Source organism: Pseudomonas sp. B14-6, assembly GCF_013260315.1.
GTDB lineage: Bacteria > Pseudomonadota > Gammaproteobacteria > Pseudomonadales > Pseudomonadaceae > Aquipseudomonas > Aquipseudomonas mandelii.
Map to the genome: position 1 here is coordinate 1,678,585 of NZ_CP053929.1, position 25,744 is coordinate 1,704,328.

The 25,744-nt window shown below is 60.2% G+C and carries 22 protein-coding genes and 2 pseudogenes; 13 read left to right on the plus strand and 11 right to left on the minus strand.

Translation table 11 applies throughout. The annotated features are described in order from the left end of the window. The first annotated feature begins 255 nt into the window (after positions 1-255). Complete coding sequence (locus HP062_RS07575) at positions 256-813, plus strand: PQQ-dependent catabolism-associated CXXCW motif protein (protein ID WP_077749299.1); 558 nt, start codon at positions 256-258, stop codon at positions 811-813. A 56-nt stretch (positions 814-869) separates the two neighbouring features. Further along, complete coding sequence (locus tag HP062_RS07580; protein WP_010455152.1) at positions 870-1,535, plus strand: response regulator transcription factor; 666 nt, start codon at positions 870-872, stop codon at positions 1,533-1,535. Positions 1,536-1,715: 180 nt separating this feature from the next. Here the strand turns inward: HP062_RS07580 and nahK are convergent, their stop codons facing one another. The 4 genes and pseudogenes from nahK to HP062_RS07600 form a co-directional block, all read right to left on the minus strand. Further along, positions 1,716-4,313: a hybrid sensor histidine kinase/response regulator NahK/ErcS' gene (gene nahK / locus HP062_RS07585; protein ID WP_154504984.1), complete on the minus strand. Its 2,598-nt coding sequence runs from the start codon at positions 4,311-4,313 to the stop codon at positions 1,716-1,718. Next, complete coding sequence (gene nosP / locus HP062_RS07590; RefSeq protein ID WP_010455155.1) at positions 4,282-5,445, minus strand: nitric oxide-sensing protein NosP; 1,164 nt, start codon at positions 5,443-5,445, stop codon at positions 4,282-4,284. The genes nahK and nosP overlap by 32 nt, the downstream gene beginning before the upstream one ends. Before the next feature lie 275 nt (positions 5,446-5,720). Beyond that, complete coding sequence (locus HP062_RS07595) at positions 5,721-6,905, minus strand: porin (RefSeq protein ID WP_172791175.1); 1,185 nt, start codon at positions 6,903-6,905, stop codon at positions 5,721-5,723. A 175-nt stretch (positions 6,906-7,080) separates the two neighbouring features. Beyond that, a pseudogene (locus HP062_RS07600) lies at positions 7,081-7,886 on the minus strand (sulfite exporter TauE/SafE family protein). Between the two features lie 161 nt (positions 7,887-8,047). Between HP062_RS07600 and HP062_RS07605 the strand changes: the two are divergent. After that, on the plus strand, positions 8,048-8,911 hold the full coding sequence (locus HP062_RS07605) for an MBL fold metallo-hydrolase (protein ID WP_172791176.1): 864 nt from the start codon (positions 8,048-8,050) through the stop codon (positions 8,909-8,911). A gap of 118 nt (positions 8,912-9,029) precedes the next feature. On the opposite strand, the gene bkdR is transcribed toward HP062_RS07605, so the two are convergent. After that, a complete protein-coding gene (gene bkdR / locus HP062_RS07610) occupies positions 9,030-9,518 on the minus strand; it encodes a Bkd operon transcriptional regulator BkdR (RefSeq protein WP_025111414.1) in 489 nt (162 codons plus the stop codon). A gap of 185 nt (positions 9,519-9,703) precedes the next feature. On the opposite strand from bkdR, the gene HP062_RS07615 reads away from it, so the two are divergent. The 5 genes from HP062_RS07615 (at position 9,704) to HP062_RS07635 (ending at position 15,925) form a co-directional block, all read left to right on the plus strand. Next, positions 9,704-10,939 carry a 3-methyl-2-oxobutanoate dehydrogenase (2-methylpropanoyl-transferring) subunit alpha gene (locus HP062_RS07615; RefSeq protein ID WP_010455169.1) on the plus strand — a complete coding sequence of 412 codons (1,236 nt, stop codon included), beginning with the start codon at positions 9,704-9,706 and terminating at the stop codon, positions 10,937-10,939. 1 nt (position 10,940) lies between these two features. Next, positions 10,941-11,999, plus strand: a complete 1,059-nt coding sequence (locus tag HP062_RS07620) for an alpha-ketoacid dehydrogenase subunit beta (RefSeq protein ID WP_010455171.1) — start codon at positions 10,941-10,943, stop codon at positions 11,997-11,999. Next, the gene (locus HP062_RS07625; RefSeq protein ID WP_172791177.1) at positions 12,000-13,277 is read left to right on the plus strand and encodes a dihydrolipoamide acetyltransferase family protein; all 1,278 of its coding nucleotides are present in this window, start codon (positions 12,000-12,002) and stop codon (positions 13,275-13,277) included. A 3-nt stretch (positions 13,278-13,280) separates the two neighbouring features. Then, complete coding sequence (gene lpdA / locus HP062_RS07630) at positions 13,281-14,663, plus strand: dihydrolipoyl dehydrogenase (RefSeq protein ID WP_077749304.1); 1,383 nt, start codon at positions 13,281-13,283, stop codon at positions 14,661-14,663. A gap of 242 nt (positions 14,664-14,905) precedes the next feature. Beyond that, positions 14,906-15,925, plus strand: a complete 1,020-nt coding sequence (locus tag HP062_RS07635) for a branched-chain amino acid aminotransferase (RefSeq protein WP_010455177.1) — start codon at positions 14,906-14,908, stop codon at positions 15,923-15,925. A gap of 55 nt (positions 15,926-15,980) precedes the next feature. On the opposite strand, the pseudogene HP062_RS07640 reads toward HP062_RS07635, so the two are convergent. The 3 genes and pseudogenes from HP062_RS07640 to HP062_RS07650 form a co-directional block, all read right to left on the minus strand. Further along, positions 15,981-16,813, minus strand: a pseudogene (locus HP062_RS07640) (TIGR03915 family putative DNA repair protein). Continuing rightward, on the minus strand, positions 16,810-18,030 hold the full coding sequence (locus HP062_RS07645) for a putative DNA modification/repair radical SAM protein (protein ID WP_172791178.1): 1,221 nt from the start codon (positions 18,028-18,030) through the stop codon (positions 16,810-16,812). Before HP062_RS07645 ends, HP062_RS07640 begins: the two are co-directional and overlap by 4 nt. Before the next feature lie 80 nt (positions 18,031-18,110). Further along, positions 18,111-18,866 carry a helix-turn-helix transcriptional regulator gene (locus HP062_RS07650; RefSeq protein WP_172791179.1) on the minus strand — a complete coding sequence of 252 codons (756 nt, stop codon included), beginning with the start codon at positions 18,864-18,866 and terminating at the stop codon, positions 18,111-18,113. A gap of 82 nt (positions 18,867-18,948) precedes the next feature. Between HP062_RS07650 and HP062_RS07655 the strand changes: the two genes are divergently transcribed. Together HP062_RS07655 and HP062_RS07660 are read left to right on the plus strand one after the other, a co-directional pair. Next, complete coding sequence (locus tag HP062_RS07655) at positions 18,949-20,103, plus strand: cytochrome P450 (protein ID WP_172791180.1); 1,155 nt, start codon at positions 18,949-18,951, stop codon at positions 20,101-20,103. Positions 20,104-20,283: 180 nt separating this feature from the next. Then, entirely contained in the window at positions 20,284-21,027 is a 744-nt protein-coding gene (locus HP062_RS07660; RefSeq protein WP_102594361.1) for an SDR family NAD(P)-dependent oxidoreductase, read from the plus strand. Between the two features lie 33 nt (positions 21,028-21,060). Here the strand turns inward: HP062_RS07660 and HP062_RS07665 are convergent, their stop codons facing one another. After that, complete coding sequence (locus HP062_RS07665; RefSeq protein ID WP_172791181.1) at positions 21,061-21,942, minus strand: LysR family transcriptional regulator; 882 nt, start codon at positions 21,940-21,942, stop codon at positions 21,061-21,063. A 116-nt stretch (positions 21,943-22,058) separates the two neighbouring features. On the opposite strand from HP062_RS07665, the gene HP062_RS07670 reads away from it, so the two are divergent. After that, positions 22,059-23,090, plus strand: coding sequence for a D-cysteine desulfhydrase family protein (locus tag HP062_RS07670; protein ID WP_172791182.1), 1,032 nt, complete (start codon positions 22,059-22,061; stop codon positions 23,088-23,090). A 151-nt stretch (positions 23,091-23,241) separates the two neighbouring features. Further along, entirely contained in the window at positions 23,242-23,589 is a 348-nt protein-coding gene (locus HP062_RS07675; protein WP_306163359.1) for a pyocin S6 family toxin immunity protein, read from the plus strand. A 72-nt stretch (positions 23,590-23,661) separates the two neighbouring features. On the opposite strand, the gene HP062_RS07680 is transcribed toward HP062_RS07675, so the two are convergent. After that, positions 23,662-24,000: an FKBP-type peptidyl-prolyl cis-trans isomerase gene (locus tag HP062_RS07680; RefSeq protein ID WP_102594364.1), complete on the minus strand. Its 339-nt coding sequence runs from the start codon at positions 23,998-24,000 to the stop codon at positions 23,662-23,664. Between the two features lie 165 nt (positions 24,001-24,165). Between HP062_RS07680 and HP062_RS07685 the strand changes: the two genes are divergently transcribed. Beyond that, complete coding sequence (locus HP062_RS07685; RefSeq protein ID WP_172791183.1) at positions 24,166-25,239, plus strand: sensor domain-containing diguanylate cyclase; 1,074 nt, start codon at positions 24,166-24,168, stop codon at positions 25,237-25,239. Between the two features lie 9 nt (positions 25,240-25,248). On the opposite strand, the gene HP062_RS07690 is transcribed toward HP062_RS07685, so the two are convergent. Then, positions 25,249-25,557 carry an RcnB family protein gene (locus HP062_RS07690; RefSeq protein WP_172791184.1) on the minus strand — a complete coding sequence of 103 codons (309 nt, stop codon included), beginning with the start codon at positions 25,555-25,557 and terminating at the stop codon, positions 25,249-25,251. Positions 25,558-25,744: the final 187 nt, after the last annotated feature.

The window sequence follows — 25,744 nt, forward strand, 5'->3', positions numbered from 1 at the left end:
ATCTGCGTCCTACAGATATTGCGAACAAATGAAAACCCCCTGTGGGAGCGAGCCTGCTCGCGATAGCGGAGTGTCAGTCAATAGAGATATTGAATGTTAAGCCGCCATCGCGAGCAGGCTCACTCCCACAGGGGATTTGTGGTGCACTGGCCAGGGAAATTACTACTTTAGTACTGGTTTTCCTGTCTATCGTCGCATTCCCAACGCCCCGAGACTGGCATGTAATGGGTTCATAACTATAAGGATTGAACCCCCATGCCGCGTGCCCAACGTCGTCTGTTGCGCCCTTCCCTTGCTGCGCTGTCGCTGAGCCTGCTGCTGGGCGCCGCGCACGCCGATACACCGCTGTTCTCCGCCGACGGCTATCGCATCAACCTCTATCGCAGCCCGACCCCGAATCAGCTTCAAGGCGCGGCCATCGTCGACACCGCCGCCCTGCAAACCCTGCTCACCCAGACACCGCGTCCGGTGCTGATCGACGTTTATCGCCGCCAATGGCTGCAAGGACGATTCATCGAAGACCAGCCCCACGAGAACCTGCCCGGCAGCCATTGGCTGGCCAATACCGGCGACGGCGACCTGACAGCTGACTGGCAGGGCTATTTTGCGCGTAACCTGAACGCATTGACCGCAGGAGACTTGGCGCAACCGCTGGTCTTCTACTGCCGCTCCGACTGCTGGCTGAGCTGGAATGCGGTAAAACGCGCCGCGGCCATGGGCTATAAGACACTGTATTGGTACCGCGACGGCCTGGACGCCTGGCAAGCCGCCAACCTGCCCGTTGAACCGGCCCGGCCCGAGCCCTTCCCCTGACCTTTACGCGTGCGTGTTGTTGCCACACCATAATGAAAATAATGAGGTGAAAGGCTATGTACAAAATTCTGATTGCCGACGATCACCCGCTGTTTCGCGAAGCCATTCATAACGTCATCAGCGATGGTTTTCCGGGCAGCGAGGTGATGGAAACCGCCGACCTCGACAGTGCCCTGCTGCTGACTCAGGAGCACGACGACCTGGACCTGATCCTGCTCGACCTGAACATGCCGGGCATGCACGGCCTCAATGGCCTGATCAACCTGCGCAACGAGGCGCCGACCATTCCGGTGGTGATCGTTTCAGCCGAGCAGGACAAGCAGATCGTGCTGCAAGCCATCACCTATGGCGCAGTGGGTTTCATCACCAAATCCTCGCCCCGGGTGCAGATGACCGAGGCCATCCAGCAGATTCTCAATGGCAATGTGTACTTGCCGCCGGACATCATTCGCACACAAAAGTCAGGCACCCATCGGCGCATGAATGACAACCCGAGCTTCCCGCCCGAACTGCTCCAGGCGCTGACCCGCAAGCAGTTGCTGGTGCTGGAACGCATGACCAAGGGCGAATCGAACAAGCAGATCGCCTACACCCTGGAAATCGCCGAAACCACAGTCAAGGCGCATGTCTCGGCGATCTTGCGCAAACTCAACGTGCACAACCGGGTGCAAGCGATTCTGAGTGCCGGGGATATTGATTTCGGGTCTTATCTGCGGCGCTGAATGTTGGGCATTCCCAGATCCCTGTGGCGAGGGAGCTTGTTCCCGTTGGGTCGCGAAGCGGCCCCCTTCAAACTTCCAGGTAAACCGAGTCGCCTGATTTACGACTGCTTCGCAGCCGGACGGGAGCAAGCTCCCTCGCCACAGAAAGCCTAGTCACCACAGGTCTGATGCCCGACGCGGCTAACGGGATGGGCCAAGCAAATGACTCATCGCCGTTTTCAGCTTCATCGGCCGTACAGGCTTATGCATCAACGTATGCCCCAACTCGCGAATCTGCTGCTTGAGCTCATTGCTGTAGTTGGCGGTAATCATCATCGCCGGGATCGCTGAACCGCGCCGGGCGTTGATCCGGGCCACGGCATCGACGCCGTTCTGCTCGTCATCGAGGTGATAGTCGGCAATCAGCAAGTCGGCTTCTTCGTGGTAGTTGTCCACCTGCCGCGCCAGGTCCTGCTCCGACAGGGCCGTGACCACCCGACACCCCCACCCTTCGAGCAATGTGCGCATGCCAGCGCAAATCGCCGCGTCATTATCCAGCACCCACACCCGCGCTCCGCGCAGACGCTCAAGCATCGGCTCACTCATCAACAACGCTGGCTGAGCCTTCGGAGCCGTGGCGCTCAACGGCACCTCGACGGAAAACATCGAGCCCTTGCCCGGCCACGAACGCACGTGAACGCGATGACCGAGAATTCCGGCAATCTTCTCGACGATGGCCAGCCCCAGCCCCAACCCACGGTCCTGATCCGGACGCTGCACATCGCCCCGTTTGAACTCCTGGAAAATCTCTTCCAGTCGATTTTCGGCAATGCCCATCCCGCTGTCCCAGACCTCGATCGTCAACCGCTGATGATGACGCCGACATCCGAGCACCACCCGACCGCTGTAGGTATAACGAATGGCGTTGCTCAGCAGATTGCGCAGGATCCGCGCCAGCAACTGAATGTCGCTGCGCACCAGCGCCGAACACGGGATGAAATGCAGCTCCAGCCCTTCATTGCGGGCCACCTGTGTGTACTCGGCCGCGAGGTTTTCCAGCAGCTCGCTCAGGGCGAACGGCGCGATGTCGGCTTTGATCACCCCGGCATCCAGTTTGGAAATATCCACCAGCGTGCCTAGCAGGTTTTCCACGTCCTCCAGCGAATTGCTGACATTGCGTACCAAAATCGCATTGGCCACCGGCTCGCGACGTTCCAGCAAAGCGCTGGTGAATAGCCGAGCCGCGTTGAGCGGTTGCAGCAGGTCGTGACTCACGGCGGCGAGAAACTTGGTTTTTGACAGGTTGGCCTGCTCCGCCTCAAGTTTGGCCTCGCGCAAACGCGATTCCACGCGCCGGCGCTCGTCGATTTCACGCAGCAATTGGTCATTGAGGGTGGTCAGTTCGGTGGTCCGTTCGCGTACCCGCAACTCAAGATTCTGATAAGCCTGGTGCAGCGCCTCGGCCGTGCGGCGGCGCTCGGTGATGTCACGGATCAACACGAAGATCCCCACCACTTCCCCGGTGGCCAGGCGATTGGGCACGTAGGAGCGCAGCATGTAGCGCTCCTGATTGTTGATGTTGGTTTCGGCAAATTCGAACGTCACGCTCTCACCGGCCAAGGCCCTGGCCACGTAGGCCTCGAGGCGCTGGTAATGCTGCGCGCTGTGAACTTCGCGCAGGCTCTGCCCGAGCATCACGCCGCGAGGCCAGCAGTACCATTCTTCGTAGACCTTGTTGGTGAATTCGTAGACCAGATCGGCATTGAGGTAGGCGATCAACGCGGGGACATGGTCGGTGATCAGGCGAATCCAGCGCTCGCTTTCGCTGAGGGCTTCGGCGTGCTGGTAACGTTCGGTGATGTCAGTGAAGGTATTGACGAAGCCACCGGTGGGCAACGGATGCGTGCGGATTTCCAGCACCCGGCCATCGTAAAGACGTTGCTCGCATTCCTGCACGTGCCGCCCGTTGGCATCGCGACTGGCCGGGGTCAGCAGGGTCAACTCGCTGTCGCCGATCACTTCGGCAAACGGCCGATGGGCCGCCACCGGGGCAAGCCCGCTCAGTTCGAGGAAGCGCCGGTTCCACAGTTCCAGGATGCCTTCGGCATTGACCATGGCCACGCCTTGGGACAGGTTGTCGACCGCCCGTTGCAGCAAGTGCGATTTCTGCGCCACGGCTTGCTCGCGGCGCACGGTTTCGCTGAGTTTGACGTCAGTAATGTCGGTGAACAGGATCACCCGCCCACCTTCCTGCGTGGGCCGTTCGCTGACTTGCAGCCAGCGGCCGTCCTGCAAGCGATAGATCAGGTTTTCGTCGGCATGCCCACGGGGTTCTTCCGTGAACAACCCGGTGGCAGACATCAGCCGTTTCACCTCGACCAGGCGCATGCCGGCGTTGATCCGCACCCGGCTGTTGTCCCAGAACGCCTTGAAACGGCTGTTGAACAAAACGATGCGCTGCTCGGCATCGAACAGCACAAAGGCATCGGAAATGCTCTCGATGGCATCGATCAGATGCTGATGCGCGGTTTCCGCCCGCAGGCGCGCTTCGCTGAGCAAGTGATTGCCCGACTTGAGCTCGGCCATGGCCTGGTTCAAGGCATCGGTCCGCTCACGCACCTGCTCGGCCAGCACCACCGAATGCTGGAACGCCGCGTAGGGATCATTGCCGCGCGTGACGCCGGATTCGATCCGCTCGATCAGCGCGCCGTTGATGCGCTGCAGTTTATGGTTGTCGTGGCGCAGGCTGGCGATCTGCGCCTGCAGCTCAACGATGTCCAGGGGACCGGCCTCGGGCAATGGCAACCCCGGTGAAGGTCTGGTTGATGTGCATGCCATTGAACTGTTCTCCGTAGGTGTTGAAACCCATCACCCGTTGGTCGCGCAAAAACGTTCCGATCTGCTCCAGGCTGCCGCCGTCTTCCAGCTCCAGACGCCTGAGAAAACAGTCGCAGCCGATGGTCAGTAACAGGTCGCCGAGGCGCTCCTGCAAGCCTTCGAACAAGGTTTGCAGGTTCGGCAGCATCGGGCCGGGGGTCATGACGGTGAGGACGATGCCGTTTTCCACGGCACAGTAGAAACTCAGGCTCAGGTCTGGATGAACCTGCTGGATCGCCCGCACGTAATACTGATCGTTGATCCGCACCGCCAAGGGGTGTGCGGCGAAGACCCGGTGATCGAGTTCGGCCACCGGCACGCCGATGTGTCGGGCGTACTCCTCGGCAGCCGGCTCGGCATTCAGTTCAAAGACCCGGCGCGAGGCGCTGTCGGCTCCGGTGACCACCAGTTTCTCCGCCCTCGGCAAGATGTGGTGCGTGGTGAACACCTCGAAATCCAGCCAGGTGTTGACCAGCACCACCACCGCCGCGCCGCTGTGAAACTCGCCGCCGAAATAGACGTGGGTGTGGGTCAGGTAGTTGTCATCGCCGGCCGAACCGCCGAAATGCGGGATGTCGCCCAACGCCGCGCTCAACGCCGCGAGGACCATTTCTTCGCGGCTGGACAGACCATCGAGCAAGGTCAGGGCAAAGCTGTTGCCCTTGATCGGCGCCAGGGTGTTACTGCGACAGCCGCTGGCCAGGCGCTCGACCATTTGCTGGGCGTCGATCAGGCTGAAGCGCTCCATCTCGCTGATCAGTTCGGCGTCGATGGAAAAATGCCGATGGTCGAATCCCACCGCCGTCACACAATTGCGGCCGTAGCCCAGGGGCGTGATCTCCCCGGCGCTGGTGCAGCCGACCAGGCGAATGCCGCCGAAGCTCAGATGCAAGGCCTGGCCCAGCGCCTGCAAGTCGTACTCGGCGGAGCAGAAGAACAACACGAAGCCCAGATGCGGGTGCAATAACTGCCGCGCGAGCTCCTGAGCCACTTGTTGGGCATCGGTGGCCTGGGACATGCCGCTGACCACCCCTTCACTCTGGACCTGCTGCATGACCACCCCCGCAGGTGCGCGTGTATGAGACACGAGTGTACGAAGCCTGCGGGCTGCGACGTATGCTACTTGGGTAGCGGGTAGCCGCTTCGATGGGATGAGAGTCGGCGGGTTGGCGGCTTGATGGCTGAAGCTTTTGTGGCGAGGAAGCTTGCTCCCGCTGGACTGCGCAGCAGTCCCCCAACCGGCCGATGCGCGACCAGAATAGGGACCGCTACGCGCTCCAGCGGGAGCAAGCTCCCTCGCCACAGGGGTAGGGTTCACAGATCAGCTTGTTACCAGTTCAACACCGCCCCCACCGCGAAGGTATCGGTGTCTTCGTTCTGGGCGCTGGTGTCGTGGCCGTTGATTTCGAACTGGTTGTACTCGGCCACGAGTTTGAGGTTGTCGTTGACGTCATGGAACAACGCAATGCCGCGGGTTTCATAGTCCGCGCCGCTGCCGACCACACCATTGCCGTCGTCATTAGTCTTGCCATAAGACAAGGCCAGGCGGTTTTTGCCCAGTTTGTACGAGCCTTGCAGCAAGTAGCCGTCGCTGTCGACGTTGCGCAGGGTCGGTTCGCCGGCGTTGTTGGTGAAGAACGGGTTAATCCCTTTGGCCTGGAAACCGGAGCCGGTCAGCGACAACCCGCCCATCTTCGCCTGCACACCGTAGCCGACGCCTTTGGAGGTGACCGATTCAACGGTGGAGTCGGTATTGTCCGAGGTCTGGAAGCTGCCGTTGACCCAGCTGTAAATCTTCGCGCCGCCGACATCAAACTGATAGGTGACCTCGCTCTCGGTACGCGGATTCTCCTGATACGCCTTGCCCAACGGGCTGCTGTCGTTGGTGTCCACCGGGTCGAGAATTCCCACGGCCACCCGCAAACCCTCCATCACCGGGGTGCGATAGGTGATCTGCGAGGTCGGGAACGGGTACGGGTAACCCGTACCGATATTGCCGAAGGACACGCCGCCACCGTCCACCAACCCCAGGGTATCGCTGACCTGACCGTAACCGGCGAGCATTTCATCGAGCAGAATGTTGGAGCGGGCGAACAGGCCGAAGTCCTTGCCGATCAACACTTCGCCCCATTCCGGATTGGCCACGGTGCCGTAGAACTGCCGCACGTCGATGGCGGTGTCGGTGCCATTGGTCTGGCTGTCGTTGATGGTCACCCAGAACGAGGCCCGCGCACCGAGCTTCAGGTCATCGACCTGTTTGCCCATGTTGAAACCCAGGTAATTGGGCAGATAGCCCATTTTCACCCGCGCCTGTTTCCGGTCGTACTGGTCGCCGGCACGGTCCACATCGCTGTTCACGTAGAAGGCGTTGATGTAGCCGTCGGTTGAGAACGTGGTCTGGTCCTTGTCGTACAGCACGATCTCGGCCTCGGCCATCGTGCTCAAACCGAGGGTCGAGAGGCTGGCGATGAAGGCAGGCAAGTAACGATGCTTGAAGTTCTTATTGTTGTGCATGACGCGCTCCGCAGCGGGGGACTGGATGTCGGAGGCGATTATCGAAAGGGGACGGGCGGTGGCATACGCTGCCTTGGGGGCGGTTTTGAAGTGCTTTGGAGTGGCCGGGCGTGAGCGGCAAATTCGGTGTAAGACCGGGCTCAGGCACGGCCCGGAACTTTAGGTGTAAGACCGGCTAGGTCGCCGCTCTGAACAGCATGTAGGCCGCGACCACGACACACACGCTGGCAAAACCGATTTGCAGGGCCCGAGCCGGGACGCGCGCGCTCAGTTGTCGGCCGACGATCATGCCGACTACGCTGGCGACAATGAACGTTGCACCCAGGGCATCAATCCTGACCCCGGCATGAAACGCCCCGATCACACCGATGGCGGAAATCAGGCTAATCACCATCAAGGAGGTGGCGACGATGCCGCGCATTTGCACATCGGTCAGTTGCTTGAAGGCCGGGACAATCAAGAAGCCGCCACCGACCCCGAGCAAACCGGAAACAACGCCGGTCACCGCGCCCAATGCCGCGAGGGTCGCGGTGCATTTGGCGGTCCAGGAAAAACGCCCGGTCTGCTGATCGAGCATGCAGTTCTTCTGACCCCAGTTGGCGTGGCCGTGGTCGCTCGGTCCTTCTTCCTGGCGCTCGCGACGCAACATCCGCCAGGCCACCATGACCATCAGCAGACTGAACAGGATCATCAGGATTTTTTCCGGCAACTGATGGGCAAAGTAGATGCCGACCGGCGAAAAAATCGCCCCCAGCAGTGCGATCAGCAACGCCGCGCGATAGCGCACCAGGCCATGGCGCAAACCATCAATGGCCCCAACCGCTGCCGCGCTGCCCACCGCAAACAACGCCACCGGCGCAGCCTGGGTCATGGTCAATCCCAGCCCCAGCACCAAGGCCGGCACTGCAAGAATGCCGCCCCTGCCCCGGTCAATCCCAGGACGAGGCCCATCACCACGCCAAAAAAACCTGCCAACAGCATAAAACGCTCGTAATCCGTGGGAAAAAGCCGGGAACGCCCGGTATCGATGTCTGACAGGATAGAGCCCGTGCGAATTTTTTCCTTCAGCATTTGACGCGGGGCTGGTCAGCGCAGGGAAAATGACACTACCCTCTTGGCTCGTCCTGAAAGAAACGGCCACCATGCCTGCCTTGATTGAAGCTTTTTTAGACCCTGCCTCCTCGACCTACAGTTACGTGATTCATGAAGGTGCTGGCAGTCAATGCGCCATCGTCGACCCGGTCCTCGACTACGACCCCGCCGCCGGTCGCACCGCCACCACCCAGGCGGACAAAATCATCGCCTTCGTTCGCAAGCATCAACTACAAGTGCAATGGCTGCTGGAAACCCACGCCCATGCCGATCACCTGTCTGCCGCACCGTATCTGCGTCGCGAGCTGGGCGGGAAAATCGCCATCGGCCAGTCGATCAGCAAGGTCCAGGGCGTGTTCAAGGCCCTGTTCAACCTTGAGCCGGCATTTCGCAGTGACGGTTCGCAATTCGACCACCTGTTCGCCCCGGACGAATCATTCATGATCGGCCACCTCAAGGCCACGGCCCTGCATGTGCCCGGCCACACCCCGGCGGACATGGCCTATTTGATCGACGGTGACGTGATTCTGGTAGGCGATACTTTGTTCATGCCAGACGTGGGCACGGCCCGTTGCGACTTTCCCGGCGGCAATGCCCACCAGATGTTCGCCTCGATCCAAAAACTGTTGGCCTTCCCCGCCAGTGTCCGGCTCTACGTCTGCCACGACTACCCACCCGAAGGCCGCGAATCCCGCTGCATGACCACGGTGGGCGAGCAACGCAAAAGCAATATTCACGTCCATGACGGCATCGACGAAGCGGCGTTCGTCGCCATGCGCACCCAGCGTGATGCCGGGCTGGGCATGCCGACGCTGTTGCTGCCGGCGATTCAGGTGAATGTGCGGGCGGGGAATATGCCGCCAGCGGAGGACAATGGCGTGACCTACCTGAAAATCCCCCTGAATAAACTCTGAAGCGATCGTTCCCACGCTCTGCGTGGGAATGCATCCCGTGACGCTCTGCGTCACATCCAGAAGCGGAACGCGGAGCGTCCCTGGCGGCATTCCCACGCAGAGCGCGGGAATGATCACTCTAGGCCCCCAAGGTCAGGCCATTCGCAGGCAACGGCAACGCGGTTTTATAGCGCACTTGCTTGAGCGCAAAACTTGAACGGATGTTGGCCACACCAGGCACTTTGGTCAGGAAGTCCATCATGAAGCGTTCCAGCGACTGAATGGTCGGCACCAGCACCCGGATCAGATAGTCCGGGTCCCCCGCCATCAAATAGCATTCCATGACTTCCGGGCGATCCGAAATCGCTTCCTCGAAATGCTGCAACGCCTCTTCCACCTGTTTCTCCAGGCTGACATGAATAAACACGTTCACGTGCAGGCCCAGCAAGTCGGCGTCCAGCAGCGTCACTTGCTCGCGAATCAGCCCTAATTCTTCCATCGCCTTGACCCGGTTGAAGCACGGCGTTGGCGACAGGTTCACCGAGCGTGCGAGGTCGGCGTTGGTGATACGGGCGTTCTCCTGAAGGCTGTTCAAAATGCCGATATCGGTACGGTCCAGTTTGCGCATGAGACAAAACCACCTGTTTTTTATGTTTATGCAGGTTTTTTATCCTCAAATGATCTCCCGCGCAACGAAACAGAGATAAATATTCTTCTGCGCCGGGCCTATGATTGTTGTAGGACAAGATTTCTTTTATCGAAGAATGACGGTCAGCTCACTACAAGAAATTCACAAGATCGAGCGTAGAAGCCATGAACCAAGCGTATGAACCGCTGCACCTGCACGTTCCCGAACCATCGGGCCGTCCTGGCTGCAAAACCGACTTCTCCTACCTGCGTCTGACCGACGCCGGCACGGTGCGCAAACCCCCAATCGACGTTGAACCCGCCGACACCGCCGACCTGGCCAAAGGCCTGATTCGCGTGCTCGACGACCAGGGTAATGCCCTCGGTCCATGGGCTGAAGGCGTACCGGTCGAGATCCTGCGAAAAGGCATGCGCGCCATGCTCAAGACGCGGATCTACGACAACCGCATGGTGGTCGCCCAGCGTCAGAAAAAAATGTCGTTCTACATGCAGAGCCTTGGCGAAGAAGCCATCGGCAGCGGCCAGGCCTTGGCGCTGAACGTCGATGACATGTGCTTCCCGACCTACCGCCAGCAAAGCATCCTGATGGCACGCGATGTACCGCTGGTAGACCTGATCTGCCAACTGCTGTCCAACGAGCGCGATCCGCTCAAGGGCCGTCAGTTGCCGATCATGTATTCGGTCAAGGACTATGGCTTCTTCACCATTTCCGGCAACCTCGCCACCCAATTCGTACAAGGTGTGGGCTGGGGCATGGCCTCGGCGATCAAGGGCGACACCAAAATCGCCTCGGCGTGGATTGGCGATGGCGCCACCGCTGAATCCGACTTCCACACCGCCCTCACCTTTGCCCACGTTTACCGTGCGCCAGTGATCCTCAACGTGGTCAACAACCAGTGGGCGATCTCGACGTTCCAGGCGATTGCCGGTGGTGAAGCCACTACGTTCGCCGGTCGTGGCGTGGGTTGCGGCATTGCCTCCCTGCGGGTCGACGGCAACGATTTCGTCGCGGTCTACGCCGCCTCCGCCTGGGCCGCCGAACGTGCGCGCCGCAACCTCGGCCCTACGATGATCGAATGGGTCACCTACCGCGCCGGTCCGCACTCGACCTCCGATGATCCGTCCAAATACCGTCCTGCCGACGACTGGAGCTACTTCCCGCTGGGCGACCCGATTGCGCGCCTCAAGCAGCACCTGATCAAGATCGGCCACTGGTCCGAAGAGGAACACGTTGCCGTCAGCGCCGAACTGGAAGCCGAAGTGATTGCCGCCCAGAAAGAAGCCGAGCAGTACGGCACCCTGGCCGGTGGCCAGATTCCAAGCGCCGCGACCATGTTCGAAGACGTCTATAAAGAGATGCCGGAGCACTTGAAGCGCCAGCGTCAAGAGTTGGGGATCTGACATGAACGATCACAACAATAATATCGAGTTGGAAACCGCCATGACCACGACCACCATGACCATGATCCAGGCCCTGCGCTCGGCCATGGATGTGATGCTTGAGCGTGACGACAACGTCGTGGTGTTCGGCCAGGACGTCGGTTACTTCGGCGGTGTGTTCCGCTGCACCGAAGGCCTGCAGACCAAGTACGGCACCTCCCGGGTGTTCGATGCGCCGATCTCAGAAAGCGGCATCGTCGGCGTTGCCGTGGGCATGGGTGCCTACGGTCTGCGCCCGGTCGCCGAGATCCAGTTCGCCGACTACGTGTACCCGGCGTCGGACCAGATCATTTCCGAAGCCGCGCGCCTGCGCTATCGCTCGGCCGGCGAGTTCACCGCACCGATGACCCTGCGCATGCCTTGCGGCGGCGGCATCTACGGTGGCCAGACCCACAGCCAAAGTATTGAGGCGATGTTTACTCAGGTCTGCGGCTTGCGCACGGTCATGCCGTCCAACCCTTACGACGCCAAAGGCCTGCTGATCGCCTCCATCGAAAACGATGACCCGGTGATCTTCCTCGAGCCAAAACGCCTGTACAACGGCCCGTTCGACGGCCACCACGACCGCCCGGTAACCCCGTGGTCGAAACACCCGGCCGCCCAGGTCCCGGACGGTTACTACACCGTGCCGCTGGACGTGGCCGCCATCGCCCGTCCCGGCAAGGACGTGACCATCCTGACCTACGGCACCACCGTTTACGTGTCGCAAGTCGCCGCAGAAGAAACCGGGATCGACGCTGAAGTCATCGACCTGCGCAGCCTGTGGCCTCTGGACCTGGACGCCATCGTCAAATCGGTGAAGAAAACCGGCCGCTGCGTGATCGTTCACGAAGCGACCCGCACGTGCGGCTTCGGCGCCGAACTGGTCGCCCTGGTGCAAGAGCATTGCTTCCACCACCTGGAAGCGCCGATCGAACGCGTCACCGGTTGGGACACTCCCTACCCGCACGCGCAAGAGTGGGCGTATTTCCCTGGTCCGTCCCGAGTGGGCGCGGCGTTGAAACGGGTCATGGAGGTCTGAATGGGCACGCACGTTATTAAAATGCCGGACATTGGCGAAGGCATTGCAGAAGTTGAATTGTCGGTATGGCACGTCAAGGTTGGCGACATGGTCGTCGAAGATCAGGTGCTCGCCGATGTCATGACCGACAAGGCGATGGTCGACATCCCGTCTCCGGTGCACGGCAAGGTGATTGCGCTGGGCGGACAGCCAGGCGAAGTCATGGCCGTGGGCAGCATCCTGATCAGCATTGAAGTCGAAGGCGCGGGCAACGTTAAAGAGTCGGCTCGGCCGGCAGCCCCTGCGGTGAAAGAAGCGCCGGTTGCGACGCCGAAAGTTGAGCCCGTGGGCGCAAGCAAACCGGTCGTTGCAGCAGCGCCCCGAGCCGCCGTTTGCCAAGGCCCGATGGTCGCTCGCGAAGCCGACGAACGCCCGCTGGCCTCCCCGGCCGTGCGCAAGCATGCGCTGGACCTCGGCATCCAGTTGCGTCTGGTCCGTGGCACCGGCCCTGCCGGTCGCGTGTTGCACGAAGACCTCGACGCCTATCTGGCCCAGGGTCAGCAGCCGCAATCGACCGTGGCCGCCGCTTACGCCCAGCGTAACGACGAAGAGCAAATCCAGGTCATCGGCATGCGCCGCAAGATCGCCCAGCGCATGCAGGATGCCACTCAGCGTGCCGCTCACTTCAGTTATGTCGAAGAAATCGACGTGACAGCCGTCGAAGAACTGCGCGCGCACCTGAACGAAAAACACGGGGCGACCCGAGGCAAGCTGACATTGCTGCCGTTCCTCGTCCGCGCACTGGTTGTCGCCCTGCGCGACTTCCCGCAGATCAATGCCCGTTACGACGACGAAGCCCAGGTCATCACCCGCCTCGGCGCCGTCCACGTGGGCATCGCCACGCAAGCCGACATCGGCTTGATGGTGCCAGTGGTGCGTCACGCCGAAGCCCGCAGCCTGTGGGACAACGCGGCCGAAATCTCCCGCTTGGCCACGGCCGCACGTAATGGCAAGGCCAGCCGCGATGAACTGTCCGGTTCGAGCATCACCCTGACCAGCCTCGGCGCGCTGGGCGGCATCGTCAGCACGCCGGTGCTGAACCTGCCGGAAGTGGCGATCGTCGGCGTCAACAAGATCGTCGAACGCCCGATGGTGGTCAAAGGCCAGATCGTGATTCGCAAGATGATGAACCTCTCCAGCTCCTTCGATCACCGCGTGGTCGATGGCATGGACGCGGCGCAATTCATCCAGGCCATTCGTGGTTTGCTCGAACAACCCGCCACCCTGTTTGTGGAGTAAGAGATGCAGACTTTGAACACCACTCTGCTGATCATCGGCGGCGGCCCTGGCGGTTATGTGACGGCGATCCGTGCCGGCCAGTTGGGCATCTCGACCATTCTGGTGGAAGGCGAATCGTTGGGCGGTACGTGCCTGAACATCGGCTGCATTCCGTCGAAGGCGTTGATTCATGTCGCTGAACAGTTCCATCAGACGCAACACCACAGCCAGCACTCTGCGCTGGGCATCAGCGTCTCCGCGCCAACCCTCGACATCGGCAAAAGCGTCGAGTGGAAGGACGGCATCGTTGATCGCCTGACCACCGGCGTCGCGGCGCTGTTGAAAAAGAACAAAGTCCAGGTCATTCAAGGCTGGGCGAAAGTGATTGATGGCAAAACCGTGGAAGTAGGCGATACGCGAATCCAGTGCGAGCACCTGGTGCTGGCCACGGGCTCGAAAAGCGTGAACCTGCCGATGTTGCCGATTGGCGGACCGATCATCTCCTCCACCGAAGCCCTGGCCCCGACGTCCGTGCCGAAACGCCTGGTCGTGGTCGGTGGCGGTTACATCGGTCTGGAGCTCGGAATTGCCTATCGCAAACTCGGCGCTGACGTGAGCGTGGTCGAGGCGCAGGAGCGCATTCTGCCGGCCTACGATGCCGAACTGACCCAGCCGGTACACGACGAACTGAAAAAACTCGGCGTAAAGCTTTACTTGAAGCATAGCGTCCAAGGCTTTGATTCTTCTAGTAATACACTGCAAGTTTTGCAACCGGGTGGCGACACCCTGAACCTGGAAACGGATCAGGTGCTGGTGGCCGTCGGTCGCAAGCCGAATACCCAGGGCTGGAACCTTGAAGCGCTGAATCTGGACATGAACGGCTCGGCGATCAAGATCGACCACCGCTGCCAGACCAGTATGCGCAACGTGTACGCCATCGGCGACCTGAGCGGCGAACCGATGCTCGCGCACCGGGCCATGGCTCAGGGCGAGATGGTGGCCGAACTGATCAGCGGCAAATCCCGCGAGTTCAACCCGACCGCCATCGCTGCCGTGTGCTTCACCGACCCGGAACTGGTGGTGGTCGGCAAGACCCCGGACGACGTCAAGGCTGCCGGCCTGGACTGCATCGTTTCCAGTTTCCCGTTCGCGGCCAATGGCCGGGCGATGACGCTGGAATCGAAAAGCGGCTTCGTGCGCGTCGTGGCACGCCGTGACAATCATGTGATTGTTGGCTGGCAAGCGGTGGGTGTGGGCGTTTCGGAGTTGTCGACGGCGTTTGGCCAGAGCCTGGAAATGGGCGCTCGGCTGGAAGACATTGCCGGCACGATTCATGCGCATCCGACGCTGGGCGAGGCGGTGCAAGAAGCCGCGTTGCGCGCTTTGGGGCATGCACTGCACCTGTGATTCAGAACATGGATGGCGGCATAGATGACCCCATCGCCAGCAGGCCAGCTCCCACATTTGCAATGCCTTCTCCCGTGGGAGCCAGCCTGCCAGCGATTTCTTGAGGTCAACTCGATTTATCTGTCTGTCATCCGATAGTCCGGGCTGCGAAACAGGCCCGTAATGAAGTATTGTTGTCCCCATCCAGAAAAACGTCAGAAGCCTTGAACCGTTTCGGCGGTTGTTAAGTGATAGAGGGTGTCATGGGTAACGAAAGCATCAATTGGGACAAGTTGGGTTTTGACTACATCAAGACAGACAAGCGCTATCTGTCGCACTGGCGTAATGGCGAGTGGGACACAGGCACCCTGACCGAAGACAACGTGCTGCACATCAGCGAAGGCTCCACTGCCCTTCACTATGGCCAGCAATGCTTCGAGGGCCTGAAGGCTTATCGTTGCAAGGACGGTTCGATCAACCTGTTCCGCCCGGATCAGAACGCCGCCCGCATGCAACGCAGCTGCGCCCGTCTGCTGATGCCGCAGGTGTCCACCGAGCAGTTCGTCGAAGCGTGCAAGGAAGTGGTCCGCGCCAACGAGCGTTTCATCCCGCCTTACGGCACCGGCGGCGCGCTGTACCTGCGGCCGTTCGTAATCGGCGTGGGTGACAACATCGGCGTGCGTACCGCCCCCGAGTTCATCTTCTCGATTTTCTGCATTCCGGTCGGCGCTTACTTCAAAGGTGGCCTGACCCCGCACAACTTCCTGATCTCCAGCTACGACCGCGCCGCTCCACAAGGCACCGGTGCAGCCAAGGTCGGTGGCAACTACGCGGCCAGCCTGATGCCAGGTTCCCAGGCCAAGAAAGCCCACTTCGCCGACTGCATCTACCTGGACCCGATGACCCACACCAAAATCGAAGAAGTCGGCTCGGCCAACTTCTTCGGGATCACCCACGACAACAAGTTCGTCACGCCGAACTCGCCGTCGGTCCTGCCAGGCATCACCCGCCTGTCGTTGATCGAGCTGGCCAAATCGCGTCTGGGCCTGGAAGTGGTTGAAGGTGACGTGTTCATCGACAAGCTGTCCGACTTCAAGGAAGCCGGCGCTTGCGGTACCGCTGCGGTGATCACACCGATCGGCGGCATCAGCTACAACGACCATCTGCATGTGTTCCACAGCGAAACCGAAGTCGGCCCGGTCACCCAGAAGCTCTACAAAGAGCTGACCGGTGTTCAAACCGGTGACGTCGAAGCGCCAGCGGGCTGGATCGTCAAGGTTTGATCTGACGCCAGCGGCATCGAAGCCCTCCATCGCTTTGGCGATGGGGGCTTTTTTATCAGCGCTGCCCGGCTTCTCCCCGCGCAATACGTTTACCTCCCCTGCCCTTGATTCCACTCGCCTGGCCGTCCTGTTGCTTACCCGTGCGGGCCTGGGTGATGAGTCCCGGAATCAGCGCACCTTCCGGCAGGTTTTTCCAGAACCGGGCCGGCAAATGCCCTTGCATGACTTTCGGATTCAGGCGCGCCGGATTGAAGATGTGGCTGTAGTAGGTCAACCACATGTCGCTGTGCGGGTCGTCGACGTTTTGTGCCAGCTGCTGCCATTCAATTGGGCACTGGCGTTGGTGGATCAACTGCTCACCGTCGTAGTAGACCCCGTCCCTGGGCGTTGCAATCAACCAACGATGCCGGCCCATGCGCCCGATAAAATGTTCACTGGCACTGTGCAGGATGTCATGGGCCGGTTCATGCCAGGCAACGTATTGCGGGCCCTCACTTCCAGGCATCGCGACGAATCGTACGAATGCATGTAAGTGATGAGATTCACGCTGTACCTGTTTGATTCTTCTATGAAATTCACTGCCTAATTTGTCTCCGGCCAGCATGGCGGTGCGGTCACCATGACTGACCCGCCACAGCACTTCGTACAACAGACTCCAGCGCTGATCCCCCGATAACGAGCGGCGCGCTCCAGGGTGTCCAACAGCGTTCGCGGTATTCGTGCGTGAAACGGCCCCTGGGTTTGAGGTGGCGCATCGTCGCTGGCGAACAGATCGCAGACGCCTTCACTGGCCCAACTCACCTGGCTCGGGTCCACCTCATGGCTGAGCAGCCAGCGCGCCTGCTGGCGCCACGTGTCGAACAGGTCATCGCAATCGAGGCTGATCATCCCCATAACCCCATTTGTTGCGGCTGCGGCCGGTCGCGCAATTGCTGATACAGCAAATGGCTGGTGACCTCGGCCTGCTGCGGGTGGTAATCGCTGGTGATGAAGAACGGTTTGGCCTTGACCAGCACGCAACGCATCCGGGTCAGGTCTTCGTAGCGGATGCGGCGCTGACGGCGCAATTCCACCAGGCGCTCGGTGGTGCGAAGGCCAATTCCGGGAATGCGTGCGATCAACGATGCCTCGGCGCGATTGAGGTCCAGTGGGAAGATCTCGCGGTTCTCCAATGCCCACGCCAGTTTCGGATCGATGTCGAGCGCCAGGTGCCCGGGCCCCTTGAACAGTTCGCCAGCGGTAAAGCCGTAGCTGCGCAACAAGAAGTCCGCCTGATACAAACGGTGCTCGCGCATCAATGGCGGCGCGGCCAGCGGCACGCTTTTCGGGCTGTTGGGGATCGGGCTGAACGCCGAGTAATAGACCCTTCGCAAACTGAAGTTGCCGTACAACGCCTGGGCGCTATGGAGAATGGTGCTGTCATCGGTGTCATCAGCACCGACGATCATCTGCGTGCTCTGCCCGGCCGGGGCAAATTTCGGTGCGCGGGGTTCGTTGAGTACGGTCTGGACACCGGTGTAGATGGTTTGCATCGCTTGCTTGATCGAGCCCAGCTGTTTCTCGGGGGCCAGGGTTTGCAGGCTGGCGTCGGTGGGCAGTTCAATGTTCACGCTCAAGCGATCGGCATAGCGCCCCGCTTCCTCAATCAGCGCCGGATCGGCTTCGGGAATGGTCTTGAGGTGGATGTAGCCCCGGAACTCGTGGTCTTCGCGCAGCAGTTTGGCCACGCGGATCAGTTGCTCCATGGTGTAGTCCGCCGAGCGAATGATCCCGGAACTGAGAAACAACCCACTGACGCAGTTGCGTCGGTAGAAATCTAGGGTCAGCGTCACCACTTCTTCCGGCGTGAAGCGTGCGCGTGGCACGTCGCTGGAACGTCGATTGACGCAATACTGGCAGTCATAAAGACAGAAGTTGGTCAGCAGAACCTTCAGCAACGACACGCAGCGGCCGTCCGGCGTGTAGCTGTGGCAAATGCCCATGCCGTCGGTCGAGCCCAGGCCGCTCTTGCCCTCGGAACTACGCTTCGGCGCGCCACTGCTGGCGCAAGACGCGTCGTACTTGGCGGCGTCGGCGAGAATGCTGAGCTTGTCGATGAGTTCCATGGGGCACGCCTATTACTGTGTGGATATACAGTATAGGCTCGACCTTCAAGGCACAAGTCATCAGCGAACCCTTGGTCGGGTCAGATCACATCACGCGCAGGTAGCGGTGGGCGTTGTTCGCGGATGGGTTGCACGGTTGGCTGCGCCAGCGTCAGGTCGAACTGTGCACCCAATTCCTTGCGCCCCAGCGCCGTCAACGCCAGCGCCCTGCTGTCCAGATCCTGCGTCACCCATTTGCGCTTGATCGCGGTTTGCAGCAACGCCGCCCCCAGCGAACCTCCCAAATGTGGCCGACGCATGCTCCAGTCCAGGCATGGGCACGCGAAGCGGCGACGCAAGGTGTTCAGGTCATTGACTTCAATGCCCAACCTTTCCATCAACGCCTCGCCGCTGTCGCTCAGGCGATAAGCCTGCTCGTCAGTTTCCAGCAACCAGCCTTTTTCCAGCATCCGGTCGTGCAGCAGCACCGCCAGCGTCCCGGCCATGTGGTCATAGCAAGTGCGGGCGAATTGCAGGCGATTCGGTGTACGCGAGGTGAAAGTCGGCGCAGTGTTCTGGCCGATCACCATCAGCGCTTCCAGCGCCTGGGCCACGCGCTGGTCGGCGAGGCTGTAATAACGATGGCGGCCCTGCACGTGCAAACGCAGCAGCGCCAGCTCCTTGAGCTTGGCCAGGTGAGCGCTGGCGGTGGAAGCGCTGACATCGGCAATCGCCGCCAGCTCAGTGCTGGTGCGGGCGTGGCCGTCCATCAGCGAACAGAGGATTTTCGTCCGGGCCGGTTCCGCGATGGCCGCGGCCACTTGAGAGACGCCGATGTCGTGTTGTTCAACGTTCATATTTCGCTCCCGGACGAATCAAGGCCGTTTCGAACTGGAGATAGTAGCAACACTTCTCCCACCACGAACAAGGCTGCGACCCATGGACCCGATCATCGCTGCGACTCATGCCGATCCCTATCCTTATTACGCCCGACTGCGCGCCGAGGGTGGGCTGGTGTTTCACCAAGGACTGAAATTGTGGGTGGCGAGCAGCGCCCAGGCCGTTGCGGCTGTGCTGGCGCACCGGGATTGCCATGTCCGACCGGCCGCTGAGCCGGTACCCAAAGCGATTGCCGACGGCATGGCCGGCAAGGTATTCGGGCAATTGATGCGGATGAATGAGGGCGAGCGCCAGCGTTGCCCGAGGTCGGCGATTGAGCCGGGTTTGGCGCTGATTGATGTGGACGAGGTCAACGCACTGGTGAGCGCGCGGTTGATCACGCCGGATGCCGACGGGTTGTACAACGCCATGTTCCGCGGGCCGGTTTGCGTGGTGGCGGCGCTGTTGGGGTTTTCACCGGCTCAGGGCCGGGCGATCAGTGAGCTGACGGCGGATTTCGTGGCGTGTCTGTCGCCGCTCAGTGATCCGCTGCAATTGGAGACTGCCCACGCTGCCGCTGAGAAATTAAGGGGGCATTTCGTTGAATTGCTGGATGATTCGGGCAATAAAAGCTTACTGCTCGCCGGGATTCGGACGCGCTGCGCGGGTGATCCTGAAATGTTGATTGCCAATCTGATCGGGCTGTTTTCGCAGACGTATGAAGCCACCGCCGGACTGATCGGCAACGCAATGTTGGCGTTGATTAAAAACCTGTCGCTGCTACGCGACTCGACACCCGTTGACGACTTGATCGCCGAAGTTCAGCGCTTCGACCCTTCGGTGCAGAACACCCGCCGGTTTGTCGCCGCACCGTGCGAAATCGAGGGTGTAAGTCTCAATGCCGGCGATGTGGTTCTGGTGCTGCTGGCTTCGGCCAATCGAGACCCCCAACTCAATGAGAGTCCCGACGCATTCATTCTGGATCGCCCGCAGCGGCGCAGTTTTACGTTTGGTGCGGGGCGGCATCAATGTCCGGGGCAACTGCTGGCGTTGGGGATTGCCAGTGCCACGTTGAGCGAAATTCTGCTGCATCCCCCTGCACTGGATCGATTGGCCTGGAAGTACCGGCCTTCGCTGAACGGGCGTATTCCAGTCTTTAGCGAGTATTCACCCCGTCGCCGCAATGAAGGTCATCGCCACCAAGTGTCATTTTGACTACCGCGCAGTCGTTACGACTACTTTTCAATGGAGTCAAAGTAACAACATAGCCCCCACAACCCGCGTCCTGCCTGACATCCCGGACTGGCCCGTTTTTTGATCACACGTTTACGCTTTCGATCAACCAACGATCGCCCCCTAAAAGACAGGCTGGATTATCAGGAAGAGGATTACTGCATGCTCAACGAATTTCACAATCGCTTGGCCGTCGTTACTGGCGCGAGTTCCGGCATCGGCCTGGCTGTTACCGAACAGCTATTGGAGCAAGGCGCTCGCGTATTGGCGATGTCACGCCAGATAGGTGGCCTGGGCGAACTGGCGGAACGCTACAAGGATCAACTCGCCTGGGTGGCCGGAGACATCACCCGCCAAGAGGACCTCGCCCGGCTCGGCACTCGCGCCGAAGCCTTGGGGCCAGTGGATTTCGTGGTGCCCAATGCCGGCATTGCGCAACTGGCCGATGGCCTGGATGTAGCCGCCTTCGACCGACAGTGGGCGGTCAACGGCGCCGGTGCGCTGAACACCTTGGCCTGCCTGCGCAGCCACCTTGCGGCGACCGCGTCGGTGGTGTTCATCGGCACGTTCCTGGCCAACGTGACCTTTCCTGGTCTGGCCGCCTACATCGCCTCGAAAGCAGCGCTGATGGCGCACGTCCGGACCCTGGCCGTAGAATTGGCGCCTCACGGCATCCGTATCAACACCGTATCGCCAGGCCCTACGGCTACCCCGATCTGGTCGACGCTAGGCTTGAAGCCTGCGGAACTGGGCGATGTCGCCAACTCGGTGAACCAGCGGCTGCTCGACGGAGAGTTTCTAAAACCGAGTGCCGTGGCAGACGTCATCCTGTTCCAATTGAGCCGTGGCGCACGTAGCGTGTACGGCCAGGATTGGGTGGTCGACAGCGGGTACACCCTGCGCTAGACCCGCATTTGTCTGCGCTTCAGGACGCCACGATCACGCCAGTCGATCCGCGACAAACTCGACAAAGGCGTGCAACTTGGGCAACGACTTCCTGGAGCGCGGATACACCATCTGCACCGGTTTGGGCGGCGGTACGTAGGCGTCCATGATCCTCACCAGCTCACCTTTGGCCAACGCCGCCGACACCAGAAAGTCGGGCTGCATCAAAATCCCCTCCCCGGCCACGGCCGCCTGCAACAACACCTGACCGTCATTGCTCTTCAACACGGCGCTTTCGGGCCAGGGCACTTCGCTGGAGCCGTTTCTCAGCGGCCAGGCAAACCGGTTGTTCCAGGACGTATGAGTGAGAATTCGGTGCCGGTGCAGGTCCTCGGGGGACTGCGGTTCCTGCCATCTTTCCAGATACCGGGGCGAAGCGCAGATCACCATGCGATACGGCGGCAACGGCGTGGCCAGCAGGTTGACGCCAATCAGCTCGGAAATCCTGAACGCCAAATCGAATGACGTCTCGTACAGATCGATCACTTCATTGCTCAAAATCAGCTCGACCTGGATCTGCGGATAACGCTGCATGAATTCGGACACCAGCGGCCCGACCAGGGAAACGCCGAGACTCATCGGCGCGGTGATGCGCAACAGGCCGCTGGGTTCCGGGCTGGACGCTTCCACCCGACTGAACGCGTAGTTTACTTGCTCCAGCGCCAGTTTGGCTTCTTCGTAAAACAGCCGCCCCTCGCCCGTGATGGATTGCCGACGCGTGGTGCGTTTAATCAGCTGGGTATTGAGGGTTTTCTCCAGCCCCTGGATATGCCGCCCGACCATCACCGCCGACATCCCGACTTCACTGGCCGCATCGGCGAAGCTGCCCGCCTCGACCACGGCGACGAAGACTTCCATTTGCCTGAGTTTGCTCATGTCCCTGCCTTGCATTCAATACATCAGGTTAAAGGAGTAATAACCGGCGATGCGTTTATCACCCGGGACTTTGTCCCTAGAGTCACTGCAATAAAGTGCATAACGAGGCGCCATTGATGCAAACCCTACTGGACATGTCACTGAGTTCTTTTGCGCGGGCAGACCTGTTGCAAGGCCCGACGCCGATTCAGCGCGCCGAACGCCTGGAACAGCTGCTGGGTTTGAAGGCACAAGGCATTGGCCTGTTTCTCAAGCGCGATGATCACATGTTGATCGGCGGTGGCGGCAACAAACTGCGCAAACTCGAATTCCACCTCGGCGCGGCGCTGGCGGCCGGGGTCGACACGGTCATCACCATCGGCGGTCTCCAGTCCAACCATGCACGACTAACGGCCGCCGTGTGCGCCCGCCTGGGCATTGCCTGCGAATTGATCCTGACCCGCTCGGTGCCCAAAGCCGAAGTGGACTACGAGCTCAACGGCAACGTCCTGCTCGATCAGTTGTTCGGCGCCGACATACGGGTGCTTGCCGGCGGCAGCGACTCACTCGCCGAGGCCGAGAAACGCGCCGCCCACCTTCGGGAAGCCGGGCGCACAGTGTTGGTGATACCAACGGGTGGCTCAACGCCGCTGGGCAGCCTCGGTTACGCACGCTGCGCTGCGGAGATCGCGCAGCAGGAAACGCAACTCGGCCTCACCTTCAACCAGGTGGTCGTGCCCAATGGCAGCGCCGGCACCCACGCCGGACTCGCCGCAGGGTTCCAGTTGCTGGGTCGGGGTACGTCGATGGTCAAATCGTATTCGGTCTTGTCTGATCGGGACACGTCAGCGGACAGAACCGTGCGACTGACTCAGGACGCACTGACGTTATTGGGCAGCAGCGCCGTCGTTGAGGCGTCAGAGATTGTGATTGATGGCAGTCAACTGGGCGACGGTTACGGTCTGCCGACCCCCGCGATGCTCGACGCGGTGCGCCTGATGGCTCGCGCGGAAGGTCTGTTGATTGACCCCGTGTATTCCGGGAAAGCGTTTGCCGGGCTGTTGGGTGATATCAGGCAGGGACGTTTCCAGCGCGGTGACAATCTGCTGTTTGTGATGACCGGAGGAACGCCGGGGTTGTATGCGTATCGGGAGACGTTTCAGGTCTGATCCGAAAGGTTAACGGGAATCTGTGGTGAGGGTGCCTCTTCCCTCACCAATTTTGGAAAAAACGACCGAACATTCAGAAAAAACTTACATCCATTTAATGCCCATTGCTATAGCGTCCGCATCGTTTACAAAAGTTGAAACAAGGATGCTCATGGCTAGCAAGACACACACACCTGCGGTTCAAAACCCACCGTCACGCGACGGGCACCCGGCTTGCAACAACCGCCAGGATCACTCGGGAATAGATCAGCAGGCCCACTACGTTTTCTGGATCAGTGGATTTTCAAAAGGTGATGATGAAGGTGACTTCTTAAGGTACGAACTGACCGTTCTACCTGAATTTGAAGCTGCAATATTGAATGTACTTGGCTGGAACAATCTTGATGAAAGCGCCTACGGGGATTGTTTACTGACCGCCGAGCAAATTATAAAAATCGCCATCGCCATTGATGTGCAGCTACCGACTGACCTGGACCTCTTCATAGGCGTGCGGGAATAGTGGGGAAAGCTGTTTGATTGCAGCGAGGGGCTTGCCTCCTCGCAGCACCAGCCATTTCAGCCCACGCGCCAATCAATCATCCCGCGTCAGCACTTCCAGCAATTCAATCTCGAAAATCAAATTCGAATTCGGCGTGATCGCGCCCATCGTCCGCTCGCCGTAGGCCAAATGCGCCGGCACCCACAATTTGCGCTTGCCGCCCACCTGCATGCCCATAATTCCCTGATCCCAACCCTTGATCACCCTCCCTGTGCCAATCACACACTGAAAAGGTTTGCCACGACTGTAGGACGAATCGAATTCGGTGCCGTCTTCCAGCCAGCCGCGGTATTGGGTGGTGATCAGCGCGCCTTTGACGGCGGCTTTGCCGGCGCCCACTTCAAGATCGATTATCTGCAATTCATCATTCATCACGTTCACTCTATTGTTCTCACACCCGACAGGGCCCAATGGGCGCCGTTTTCCCAGAAATGTGCGCCATTGGCAACCCATTCGGAACGGTTTTCGGCATTAACCTCAACTAAGATAAGCAACACCAAGACACTCGGATCAATATGACACGATGGCAACCCCTGAATGAATGACGTCTGGACCAGCGCAGCCATCGGCTCAGTGATGCTTGCCCTGATCATTGCGCTGATCTGCCGCGAGCGCTCGCTGCAAAAGCAATTGACCGAGCAACGCGCGCTGATCGCCAGCCTGTCCGAAGGCCTGCACATTCGCCAGGACGGCGACGCCGAGCGTTTCAAGCGCAGCCAATACTTCGCCCGCATCGGCACCTGGGACTGGGATGTCGACACCGACAAGCTCTACTGGTCGGACGCGATCTACGGGATGTTCGGTTTCAAGATCGGCGAGGTCACACCCTCCTACGCACTGTTCTGCGCCTGCGTACACCCGGACGACCGGGCCAACGTTCGTGCCGGGGAATTGCGATGCCTGGAAACCGGTGAAAACCATGACGAGGAATACCGCGTTGTCTGGCCCGACGGCAGCATTCGCTGGCTGCGGGAAACCGGCAACGTGGTCAAGAACGAGCATGACGCAACCATCAAGATGATGGGTGTGGTGCGCGACATCACCGAGGAAAAAGCCTCGGCCAGTTACCTGCAACACCTGGCCCATTACGACCCGTTGACCGGCCTGCCCAATCGCCTGGTGCTTGAAGAACGTCTGTGCGAAGCGCTCGAACAGGCACGGGTCAGCGCCACCCGGGTGGCATTAGTGTTTGTCGATCTCAACGGGTTCAAGGCGATCAACGACCACTACGGTCATGCGGCCGGCGACCGGGTCCTGATCACGACCGCTACGCGATTGAAGAAAATCCTGCGCTCGACCGACACCGTTGCCCGGATCGGCGGCGATGAATTCGTGGTCATTCTGCAAGGGTTGCCCCAAGGCGTCAGCCTGCAAGACGAGGCTCGCACCATCTGCCAGAAAATCTTCGTCGAACTGTCACCGCCGATCACCATCGGCAACGACCAACGCCACATCGGCACCAGCCTCGGGGTCGCGGTATTCCCGGACCATGCGCCGAGCATGGACCGGTTGATTCATATAGCGGACCTGGCGATGTATGAGGCGAAACGCAGCGGGAATAATCAGTATCGGTTGGGCACTGAAAGCCCGGTGCGCGCTCACAGCGAGTAGCCGTTCGACCTAACGCTCAACCGGCGTAATGTCCACAATCGTGCCGTTGGTGATCATCACCATCATGTACTTGTCATTGATCTGCACCCACTGCGCCTGTTCCTTGGGTGCTTTCAGGCCTTTCGCCTTCCAGTTGCGCAGCGCTTTATCTGTGTGTTGATACATGTCCGGGGCGCGATCGCCGACCACCAGTTCGCGGGTGTTATTGACGCCGGGCTGGACGGTTTTTGCGGCGGGTTCATCCGCCTGAACGAGGGGGCTGATGCCGGCAACGCCAGCAGCGATAGCCAGGGCGGCGATGAGGGATTGGCTGTTCATGGGTGATCCTTGGTTGATGGCATACCCAACTCCGACTGTGTCCGCGGTGAATCATTCCGTTCGCACACATTGATCCGCCTCACGCATTAATGCATGCCAACAATGCACTTATCATATCGATCGCCCTGCTCCACCATTCGCCTCAATAAGAACCGTGCACTGCGCCCAGGCAATGCACGTCATAAAA

Coding starts and splice junctions, on each gene's coding strand:
- HP062_RS07575 (WP_077749299.1), top strand. CDS start 256: ATGCCGCGTGCCCAACGTCGTCTGTTGCGCCCTTCCCTTGCTGCGCTG.
- HP062_RS07580 (WP_010455152.1), top strand. CDS start 870: ATGTACAAAATTCTGATTGCCGACGATCACCCGCTGTTTCGCGAAGCC.
- nosP (WP_010455155.1), bottom strand. CDS start 5,445: ATGCAGCAGGTCCAGAGTGAAGGGGTGGTCAGCGGCATGTCCCAGGCC.
- HP062_RS07595 (WP_172791175.1), bottom strand. CDS start 6,905: ATGCACAACAATAAGAACTTCAAGCATCGTTACTTGCCTGCCTTCATC.
- HP062_RS07605 (WP_172791176.1), top strand. CDS start 8,048: ATGCCTGCCTTGATTGAAGCTTTTTTAGACCCTGCCTCCTCGACCTAC.
- bkdR (WP_025111414.1), bottom strand. CDS start 9,518: ATGCGCAAACTGGACCGTACCGATATCGGCATTTTGAACAGCCTTCAG.
- HP062_RS07615 (WP_010455169.1), top strand. CDS start 9,704: ATGAACCAAGCGTATGAACCGCTGCACCTGCACGTTCCCGAACCATCG.
- HP062_RS07620 (WP_010455171.1), top strand. CDS start 10,941: ATGAACGATCACAACAATAATATCGAGTTGGAAACCGCCATGACCACG.
- HP062_RS07625 (WP_172791177.1), top strand. CDS start 12,000: ATGGGCACGCACGTTATTAAAATGCCGGACATTGGCGAAGGCATTGCA.
- lpdA (WP_077749304.1), top strand. CDS start 13,281: ATGCAGACTTTGAACACCACTCTGCTGATCATCGGCGGCGGCCCTGGC.
- HP062_RS07635 (WP_010455177.1), top strand. CDS start 14,906: ATGGGTAACGAAAGCATCAATTGGGACAAGTTGGGTTTTGACTACATC.
- HP062_RS07645 (WP_172791178.1), bottom strand. CDS start 18,030: ATGGAACTCATCGACAAGCTCAGCATTCTCGCCGACGCCGCCAAGTAC.
- HP062_RS07650 (WP_172791179.1), bottom strand. CDS start 18,866: ATGAACGTTGAACAACACGACATCGGCGTCTCTCAAGTGGCCGCGGCC.
- HP062_RS07655 (WP_172791180.1), top strand. CDS start 18,949: ATGGACCCGATCATCGCTGCGACTCATGCCGATCCCTATCCTTATTAC.
- HP062_RS07660 (WP_102594361.1), top strand. CDS start 20,284: ATGCTCAACGAATTTCACAATCGCTTGGCCGTCGTTACTGGCGCGAGT.
- HP062_RS07665 (WP_172791181.1), bottom strand. CDS start 21,942: ATGAGCAAACTCAGGCAAATGGAAGTCTTCGTCGCCGTGGTCGAGGCG.
- HP062_RS07670 (WP_172791182.1), top strand. CDS start 22,059: ATGCAAACCCTACTGGACATGTCACTGAGTTCTTTTGCGCGGGCAGAC.
- HP062_RS07675 (WP_306163359.1), top strand. CDS start 23,242: ATGGCTAGCAAGACACACACACCTGCGGTTCAAAACCCACCGTCACGC.
- HP062_RS07680 (WP_102594364.1), bottom strand. CDS start 24,000: ATGAATGATGAATTGCAGATAATCGATCTTGAAGTGGGCGCCGGCAAA.
- HP062_RS07685 (WP_172791183.1), top strand. CDS start 24,166: ATGAATGACGTCTGGACCAGCGCAGCCATCGGCTCAGTGATGCTTGCC.
- HP062_RS07690 (WP_172791184.1), bottom strand. CDS start 25,557: ATGAACAGCCAATCCCTCATCGCCGCCCTGGCTATCGCTGCTGGCGTT.